The 9218-nt window shown below is 73.1% G+C and carries 6 protein-coding genes; 4 read left to right on the forward strand and 2 right to left on the reverse strand.

Annotated features, from left to right (window positions below; genetic code table 11):
• Positions 1 to 20 precede the first annotated feature (20 nt).
• Positions 21 to 3806 (forward strand): ATP-dependent RNA helicase HrpA, encoded by a 3786-nt coding sequence (hrpA, locus tag JCO01S_RS10095; RefSeq protein ID WP_068254778.1) that lies wholly within the window; start codon positions 21 to 23, stop codon positions 3804 to 3806.
• A gap of 79 nt (positions 3807 to 3885) precedes the next feature.
• A complete protein-coding gene (locus JCO01S_RS10100) occupies positions 3886 to 4797 on the forward strand; it encodes a proteasome assembly chaperone family protein (RefSeq protein WP_245634399.1) in 912 nt (303 codons plus the stop codon).
• 6 nt (positions 4798 to 4803) lie between these two features.
• On the opposite strand, the gene JCO01S_RS10105 is transcribed toward JCO01S_RS10100, so the two are convergent.
• The gene (locus JCO01S_RS10105) at positions 4804 to 6468 is read right to left on the reverse strand and encodes a DNA polymerase (protein ID WP_084342821.1); all 1665 of its coding nucleotides are present in this window, start codon (positions 6466 to 6468) and stop codon (positions 4804 to 4806) included.
• A gap of 74 nt (positions 6469 to 6542) precedes the next feature.
• Between JCO01S_RS10105 and JCO01S_RS10110 the strand changes: the two genes are divergently transcribed.
• Both JCO01S_RS10110 and JCO01S_RS10115 read left to right on the forward strand, forming a co-directional pair.
• On the forward strand, positions 6543 to 7268 hold the full coding sequence (locus JCO01S_RS10110) for a hypothetical protein (RefSeq protein WP_068254781.1): 726 nt from the start codon (positions 6543 to 6545) through the stop codon (positions 7266 to 7268).
• An 80-nt stretch (positions 7269 to 7348) separates the two neighbouring features.
• On the forward strand, positions 7349 to 8245 hold the full coding sequence (locus tag JCO01S_RS10115; protein WP_218002259.1) for a dihydrodipicolinate synthase family protein: 897 nt from the start codon (positions 7349 to 7351) through the stop codon (positions 8243 to 8245).
• A gap of 50 nt (positions 8246 to 8295) precedes the next feature.
• Here the strand turns inward: JCO01S_RS10115 and hchA are convergent, their stop codons facing one another.
• On the reverse strand, positions 8296 to 9156 hold the full coding sequence (gene hchA / locus JCO01S_RS10120; RefSeq protein ID WP_084342822.1) for a glyoxalase III HchA: 861 nt from the start codon (positions 9154 to 9156) through the stop codon (positions 8296 to 8298).
• Positions 9157 to 9218 lie beyond the last annotated feature (62 nt).

Raw genomic sequence — 9218 nt, forward strand, 5'->3', positions numbered from 1 at the left:
CCGTGGATATCGTGGGGTGCATGTCTGACGCCGCCATCCGTGAACCCATGACGGCGGCGGACCTGCACTACCCGGAGGCGCTGCCGGTCGTCGCCTGCAAGGACGACATCGCCGAGGCGCTGCGGGAGCACCAGGTGATCGTCGTCGCGGGGGAGACCGGCTCCGGCAAGACCACCCAGCTGCCGAAGATCGCCCTGGAGATCGGTCGCGGCACCACCGGGCAGATCGGACACACCCAGCCCCGCCGGATCGCCGCCCGCTCGGTCGCCCAGCGCATCGCCGAGGAGATGCAGGTCGAGCTCGGCGGCCTCATCGGCTACCAGGTGCGCTTCTCCGACCGCAGCAGTGACGAGACGGCCGTGAAGGTGATGACCGACGGCATCCTGCTGAACGAGATGCAGCGCGACCGCGACCTGCGCCGCTACGACACGATCATCATCGACGAGGCCCACGAGCGCAGCCTCAACATCGACTTCATCCTCGGGTACCTGCGCCAGCTCCTCCCGCGCCGCCCCGACCTGAAGGTCATCATCACCTCGGCGACGATCGACCCGGACCGCTTCGCGGCGCACTTCGCGCAGGAAGAGGAGCCCGCACCGGTCCTCGAGGTCTCCGGACGCACCTACCCCGTGGAGGTCCGCTACCGGCCGCTGGAGGGCGAGGGCGACGGGGGAGACGAGGACATCGACCAGGTCACCGGCATCTGCCGGGCGGTCGAGGAGCTGTGGACCGAGCCGGACCCCGGCGGCCCCCGCGACATCCTCGTCTTCCTCTCCGGCGAGCGGGAGATCCGCGACGCCCAGGACGCCCTCGAGGGCATGAAGCTGCCCGAGACCGAGGTCCTCCCGCTCTACGCCCGCCTCTCCTCCGCCGAGCAGCACCGGGTCTTCGCCGGGCACCCGGGCCGGCGGATCGTGCTGGCCACGAACGTCGCCGAGACCTCGCTGACCGTGCCCGGCATCCGCTACGTCATCGATGTCGGCACCGCGCGCATCTCCCGGTACAGCCAGCGCACCAAGGTCCAACGGCTGCCCATCGAGCGGGTCTCGCAGGCCAGCGCGGACCAGCGCGCCGGTCGCTGCGGGCGCATCGCCGAGGGCATCTGCATCCGCCTCTACTCCGAGGAGGACTACCTCGGCCGGCCGGAGTTCACCGATCCGGAGATCCTGCGCACCAACCTCGCCAGCGTCATCCTGCAGATGACCTCCCTCGGTCTCGGCGACGTCGCCCGCTTCCCCTTCGTCGAGCCGCCCGACCCGCGTCAGATCACCGACGGTGTCCGCCTGCTCCAGGAGCTGCACGCCTTCTCCGTCGGCACGGCGAAGGGGGACCGGCGCCTCACCCGGACCGGCCGGCGGCTGGCGCGCCTGCCCCTCGACCCCCGCATGGCGCGGATGCTCATCGCCGCCGACGAGCTCGGGTGCGCCCGCGAGGTCCTCGTCATCGTCGCCGGCATGTCGGTGCAGGACCCGCGGGAGCACCCCACCGAGAAGCGCGCGCAGGCCGACCAGCAGCACGCCCGCTTCCGGCAGGAGGGCTCCGACTTCGCCGCCTGGTGGCACCTGTGGACCTACCTCGAGGACCGGCAGAAGGAACTCTCCGGCAGCGCCTTCCGGCGGATGTGCAAGCGGGAGTACCTGCACTACCTGCGGGTCCGCGAGTGGCAGGACCTGCACCACCAGCTCGTGCGGGCCGGCAAGCAGGTCGGCATCGACACCCGCCGGCGCACCTCCGCCCCGGGCGCCGAGCCGGACTGGGACACCATCCACCGGGCGCTGCTGACCGGGCTGCTCAGCCACGTCGGCGTCCGGGACGAGGACAAGCGCAACTACCTCGGTGCCCGGGGGGCCCACTTCTCCATCCAGCCGGGCACCACGAACTTCCGGCGGCAACCCCCCTTCGTCATGGCCGGTGAGCTCGTCGAGACCTCCCGGCTGTGGGCCCGCTCCACGGCCCGCATCGACCCCTCGTGGGCCGAACGGGCCGGCGCCCACCTGGTCAAGCGCTCCTACTCCGAGCCGCGCTGGTCCAAGCGGGCCGCCGCCGTCCTGGCCACCGAGCGGGTCACCCTCTACGGGGTGCCGCTCGTCATCGGCCGGCCCGTCGCCTACGGCACGATCGACCCCGTCGTCAGCCGGGACCTCTTCATCCGGGAGGGCCTCGTCGCCGGCGACTGGGAGGCCCACCACGACTTCCTCAAGCAGAACCGCCGCCTCATCCGGCGCCTGGAGAAGCTCGAGGAGCGCGCCCGCCGCCGCGACCTGCTCGTCGACGAGGAGGACATCGTCGCCTTCTACGACGAGCGCATCCCCGAGGAGGTCGTCTCCGGAGCGCACTTCGACACCTGGTGGAAGCAGGCCCGCCGCGAGGACCCCGACCGGCTCACCCTCACCGAGGAGCTGCTCACCCGCGAGGGCGCCGAGGCCGTCGACACCCGGGACTACCCGCGGCGGTGGACCAGCGAGGGCGGCGACCTCGCCGTGAGCTACCAGTTCGAGCCGGGCAGGGACGATGACGGGGTCACCGTCCACCTGCCCGTCACCTCGCTGAACCAGGTGGGCGCCGAGGGCTTCGAGTGGCAGGTACCCGGGCTGCGCGCGGAGCTGGTCACCGCCCTGATCAAGTCGCTGCCGAAGGCGACCCGCCGCCACCTGGTGCCCGCCCCCGAGACCGCCCGCGCCGCCCTCGAGGAGCTCGACCCGCAGGCCGGCACCTCCATCACGAGCCAGCTCTCGAGGATCCTCGGCCGCCGCGCCGGCATCCGCATCGACGAGGGGGAGTGGGACTGGTCCAAGGTCCCGTCCCACCTGCGGGTCACCTTCGCCGTCGAGGACGAGCGCCGCCGACCGCTCGGCCGCGGGCAGGACCTGGCCGGCCTGCGCGAGGAGCTCGCCGGGCACCTGCAGCAGGGCGTGTCCAAGGCCGGTGCCTCCATCGAGCGCTCCGGGCTGACCGACTGGGACGTCGGCGACCTGCCGCAGACCTTCGAGACCACGATCGGGCGGCACACCGTGCTGGGCCACCCCGCGCTCGTGGACGAAGGGGGCAGCGTCGCCCTCCGGGTGCTCCCCGAGGAGCAGGAGGCCACCGCCGCCCACCGGGCCGGCGTACGTCGGCTGCTCCTGCTGAACACCACCCCGCCCTGGAAGCGGGTGCTCGCCCGGCTGACCAATGCCCAGAAGCTCGCTCTCGCCGACAACCCGCACGGCTCGGTGCCCGCGCTCCTCGAGGACGCCCTCGCCGCCGCGGTCGAGGACATCGTCACCCAGCACGTCGGCCGGCCGGTGCGCAGCCGGTCCGACTACGACGAGGCGCTCGCGGCCGTGCGCACCCACGCGGCCCAACGGGTGCTGACGATCGTCGCCGAGATCGAGCCGGTGCTCGGGCTGCGCACCGAGGTCCTCGCGCTGCTGGAGCGGATGCAGGCACCGGCACTCTCGGCCACCGTCGCCGACGTGCGGGCCCAGCTCGACCAGCTCGTGCGGCCGGGCTTCGTCACCGACACCGGGCTGGCGCGACTGCCGGACCTGCGCCGGTACCTGCGGGGGATCACCGTCCGCCTGGAGAAGGCGGCGGAGAACCCCCGCCGCGACGCCTGCCACATGGAGGCGGTGGACTCCGTGGAGTCCGCCTACGCGGACCTGCTCGAGGCGCTGGACCCCCTTCGCCGGCAGGGGCAGGACGTCCGCGACATCGGCTGGATGATCGAGGAGCTGCGCGTCTCGCTCTTCGCCCAGGGCCTCGGCACCGCGTACTCGGTCTCGGCCAAGCGGGTCCGGGCCGCCATCAGGGCGATCCCCACGTAAGGCGATGCACTCCCCGGGGAATGGCGCAGGGGTGCCACCCGTTGACATGATGAGAGCACCACAGATCAGGAGGATCACCGTGCAGCAATCGCGCCTCTACCGCTACGAGGCCGACACCGACCCGGCGCTGCTGCAGCCCGGGCCGATGATCGTCGCCCTCGACGGCTACTTCGACGCCGGCATGGCCCAGCGCCTCCTCGTCGACCACCTGCTCGAGGCCGGCGACCCCACCGTCGTGGCGTCCTTCGACGTCGACTCCCTCGTCGACTACCGCAGCCGGCGCCCGGTCATCACCTTCGACGCCAACCGGTACACGAACTACGAAGACCCCTCGCTGATCCTCTACCACCTGCTCGACCGCGACGGGCAGACGTACTACGTCCTCGCCGGCCCCGAGCCGGACTACCGCTGGGAGGCCGTCGTCGAGGCGGTCACCGAGATCATGGACACCCTCCGGATCAGCCTGGCGGTGCACGCCCACGGCATCCCGATGGCGGTTCCGCACACCCGGCCGATCGGCATGACCGTGCACGGCTCGGACGAGCGGCTCATCGGCGAGCACAAGCCGGTCTTCGGCACCGTGCAGGTGCCTGCCAGCCTCGCCGCACTGCTCGAGATGCGGCTGGGGGAGTCCGGTCGCGACGCGGCCGGCTTCAGCATCCACGTGCCGCACTACCTCGCGCAGTCCACCTTCCACGACGGGGCCCTGACCGCCCTGAACGCCATCGTCGACCTCACCGGGCTCAACCTGCCCAACGACGCGCTCGCCGAGGCCGCCCGCGAGGGCCGGCTGCAGATCGAGCGCGAGGTCGCCGAGAACGGCGAGGTGAAGGAGGCCGTCGAGGCCCTCGAACGCCAGTACGACGTGCACCTGCGGGGTCTGGAGCGCCCCAGCCTGCTCGCCGCGGAAGGGCAGAACCTGCCCTCGGCGGACGAGCTCGGCGCGGAGTTCGAGGACTTCCTGCGCACCGTGGACGACCCGGAGGCCTGAGGGCCGCTACGTCGCCTCGGACCACCGCCGCACGACCGAGGTGTCGGCGACGAAGTGGACCTCCTCGCTGCCCAGCCAGCGCCGGGCGGCGTCACCGAGCGCCCGGTCGACGACGGCCGCCGTCTCGTCCGCGTGCTCCGCGGGCACGTGCACGAGCAGTTCGTCGTGCAGGCACAGCACGATCCGGCCGCGAAGGGGGCGCACCGCCACCCGGACGGTCGCGGCCCACGCCTTGAAGAGCTCGGCCGCCGAGCCCTGGATCACCGCATTGCGCGCGAACCGGCCACGGGCCGCGGCGAGCGTCTCCGGGGACGCCTCCGACGAGCCGGGGAAGTCGGTGGGCACGAGCCGCCCGCCGAAGGTGCGCACCGTCTCGCCGCGACGCCCCGCCTCCTGCGCCCGCTGCAGGTGGTCCATCGCCACCGGGTAGGCGCGCTCCAGCCCCCGCAGCGCCTCCGCCGCCTGCCCCGAGCGCTGCCCGTACATCGCCGCGAGCACGGCCACCTTCGCGATCGCCCGCTCCACCCCCAGGTGCTGCGCGACCGGGGCGTAGAGGTCGTCCGCACGCGTGGCGGCGGCGAAGGCCCGGTCCCCGGAGACCGCGGCGAGCACCCGGGGCTCGACCTGACCGAGGTCGGCCCGGACGAAGACCCATCCGGCATCCGCCGCCACCGCCGGGCGCAGCTCGGCCGGCAGGTTGTGCAGCCCGGCCTGGGCGGTCATCCGCCCGGCAGCACCGTCGCAGGCGGCCCAGCGACCACGCAGCCGGTCGTCGGTGCCGACGTGCTCGCGCAGCCAGCGCCAGCCGTAGGTCGTCGCGATGCGTTCGCGCCGGCGCCACTCCAGCAGGGCGGGCACGACTGGGTGCGCGCCGGCATTGGCCTCGAGGACGTGCCGCCGCGTCGAGGGGACCTCCACCCCGGCCCGGGAGAGGAGTGTCTTCACGGCGGCGGGGTTGCGCAGGTCGACCGACCCGATGCCGGGCACCGCGGCCAGCACCGGACGGTCGCGTACCTCCCGGGCGGCGAGCTCCTCCTCGATCGTGCGCGGCTCCGGCCCGGCCGCGTCGGTGACGAGCTCCCGGGCGGCCGCACGGTCGATCGGCAGGCCCTCCTGCTCCAGCTCCACGCACAGCACCGCCGCGGCGGACTCGGCACGGGCCGTGCTCACGGCCCGTGGTCCCCGGGCGGAGAGCGCCTCGTGCTGGATCCGGGCGACCTCGAGCGCCGCGGCGGCGAAGGTCGCGCAGCGCCCGGCGGTCGTCAGCCAGGCGCCCGTCGCGGCGTCCCCGCGCAGGTGGCCGTCGACGAGCAGCTCCTCGGCGGGTGTCTCCTCGGCGAGCAGGTCGAAGAGGTCCCCGGTGGGGACGCTCGGGGCAGCCGAGGGGTCGAGCCCGTGGGCGGCGGCCCACACGAGGGTCGGGTCGGCGGCCCAGCCGCCGTGGAGCAGCCGGTGGGCCTCCGCGAGGTCCCAGGTGCGGTCCAGCGGTGCGCGTGCCGTCACCAGCGGCGCGATCGCCTCCGCGGACCAGGTCACCCACCGGGTGCCCTCCGTCATGGCCGCGGCCGCCTCGGCCGGGTCGGCGCACTCGGTGACGGACCCGTCGGGGGAGCGCACGGCGGCGACACCGCCGACCCCGAGGACGACCGCGCCCACCCGCTGTACCTGCACGGGCAGTGACGTTACCGGTCCGCGTGGGAGGATGACCGGCAGTTCGGACCAGGCCGGCGACACGAGAGGACACCATGGGCATCTTCGGACGCAGCGAGCGCCGCGGCGGACGCCACACGGCGCTGCAGCAGGCACGCGGGCCGGAGCCGAAGGGCGGCATCGAGGCCGCCGCGACACGGCTCGTCACCAGCCTGCTCGAGGTCGGTATCGACGGTCGTGGGCGCTTCCACTCGGCCACCGTCGTGGCCGACGAGGCGCTCTCCGCCCGGGGCGGCGACCCCGACAAGGCGGTCGACGACGTCATCGCGCGGCACCTGAAGCTGGCCACCGGCTCCGGCTTCCTCACCAGCCTCGGCGGTTTCACCACCCTCGTGGTCGCGATGCCGGCCAATGTCGCCGGCTTCTACGTGCTGGCCACCCGGATGGCGGCAGCGGTCGCGCGGATCCGGGGCTACGACCTGGCGCAGCGGGAGGTGCGCTCGGCCGTCCTGCTGAGCCTCGTCGGGGCCGACGCCCAGGACCTCATGGCCAAGGCCGGGATGGCCGTGCCCGGAGGACGGCTGGCCGGCCTGGCCGCCGACCAGCTGCCCGGTCCGGCGCTCATGGTGGTGAACAAGGCCGTCGGCTTCCGGCTGCTCTCCCAGGCGGGCAAGGGCGCCTTCGCCCGCTTCGGCCGGGCGGTCCCGCTCGTCGGGGGCGCCGTCGGCGGCGGCATGGACCTGTGGCTGATGAAGCAGCTGGCCGACCACGTCCGCGAGGAGTTCCCGCCCGCGGGGGCGCTGCCGTCCATCACCGCCTGAACCTCGAGGGACCACGAGCCGTCCCCGGACGAGCGTGCATGCTGGGTGATGGATCGTCGTCGGTACAGGAGAGTGTGGACGTGTTCACCGGTCTCAGCGCCTTCCCCCTGACCCCGCTGAAGGAGGATGCGCTCGACGAGCGCTCCTTCGTGTCGCTCGTCGAGCGCCTGGCCCGTGCAGGCGTCGACTCGATCACCGCGCTCGGCTCGACGGGCTCCTACGCGTACCTCACCGCTGAGGAGCGAGCGAGAGTCGCGAGGCTCGCAGTCGAGCACTCCGGTGATGTCCCGGTCGTCGTCGGGGTGGGAGCGCTGCGAACCTCCCAGGTCCTGGCCCACGTCGAGGCAGCGGCAGCGGCGGGCGCCGACGGGGTGCTGCTGGCACCGATGACCTACCAACCCTTGACGCACGACGACGTCTTCGAGCTGTTCCGCGCGGTCACCGAGGCGAGCGACCTGCCGGTGATCGTCTACGACAACCCGGGCACGACCCATTTCGCCTTCTCCAGGGAGCTCTACGCCCGCATCGCCGAGCTTCCCGGAGTCGCCTCGATCAAGATTCCCGGCGTCCCCGCCGACGCGGAGGCGGCACGACGACACGTCTCCGCCCTGCGCGCCGTCGTCCCCGAGCACGTCACGATCGGCGTCTCCGGCGATGCCTCGGCCGCGACCGGCCTCAATGCAGGGTGCGACGCCTGGTACTCCGTCCTCGGGGGCACCCTGCCCGAGCCGGCGCTGGAGATCACCCGGGACGCCCAGCGGGGCCGGGCAGGCGATGCCGTGGCGGAGTCCGAGCGACTCGCCCCGCTCTGGGAGCTGTTCGCGCAGTTCGGGGGCAGCCTGCGCGTCATGGCGGCGATCGCCGAGCACCTCGGCCATGCCGAGCGCGGCTGTCTGCCGCTGCCGATCCAGCCGGTCCCCGACGAGGGGCGCGCGAGGATCGCCCGTGTCGTCAGCGAGCTCGACCTGCGGCCCTGACCGCCCGGGCGAGATACGGTCTGCCGGACCGGGCACCGAGCGGGACGGCTTCAGCGGCCGAACTTCTCCAGCAGCGCCAGTGCCGACTCCTTCCCCAGCCGGTGTGCCGCGAGTGGGCTGTCGCCGGTGAGCAGGTTGCGGTCCCGGGTCGTGGCACCGGTCATGTCACCGTTGGTGACCTCGATGCCGTCCTCCTCCAGGCGCCCGCCCAGCGTCCACGGCAGCTCTCCCGGCAGGTACCCGATCTCGATGTTCGCACCGACGTCCAGGGCGTCCGGGAAGGCGACGATCCGGTGGCCGGCGAAGGGGTTCGCCTCGCGCCCCAGACCGGCGGCGAGGAGCGCGGCGGGCCCGTGGCACAACGTGATCACGAGCCGGTCGTGGCCGACGAAGAAGTCCAGCGCGTCCCGCACGTCGGTGCTGGAGGGGAGGCCGTTCATGGCCCCGTGCCCGCCGGGCACGAAGACGGCCGCGTAGTCGTCCAGGCCACCGGCGACGACGTCGGCGAGCTTCTTGGGTGCCTTGAAGTCTCCCTTCGTCGCCTCCCAGGCGGCCTGCACCGCCTCGTCCCGGCTGGGGTAGGCCCACCACTCGAACTTGCCGGGCCCGCCGCTGACGGTCGCGACGTCGATCCCGTAGCCGGCCCGCTCCATGTGGTGGATGGGCAGGAGGGTCTCCACCGGGTGGTTGCCCGTGGAGAAGAAGGTCCCGTTCGTCATGCGCATGTAGCGCTCGTCGGTGACGACCACGAGGACCTTCCACCGGCCACCGGTGTACGTCTCCTCGGTGGCGAGGCCGTCGTAGTCGGTCGTCGGTGCCGTGTACTGCGAGAGGGAGTACGGCGAGGGGAAGTAGGCGCCGTCCTCCGCGTGGTCCGGCGTGGGTGTGCGGTCCTGCGCGTTCTCCGTCATGGGATGTCCCTTCGGGGTCGCTGATGTTCGTCCCGGTGTGCGCAACGCCCGAGAGCGCCCGT

It is taken from the genome of Janibacter corallicola NBRC 107790 (genome assembly GCF_001570965.1).
GTDB classification, from domain to species: Bacteria; Actinomycetota; Actinomycetes; order Actinomycetales; family Dermatophilaceae; genus Janibacter; species Janibacter corallicola.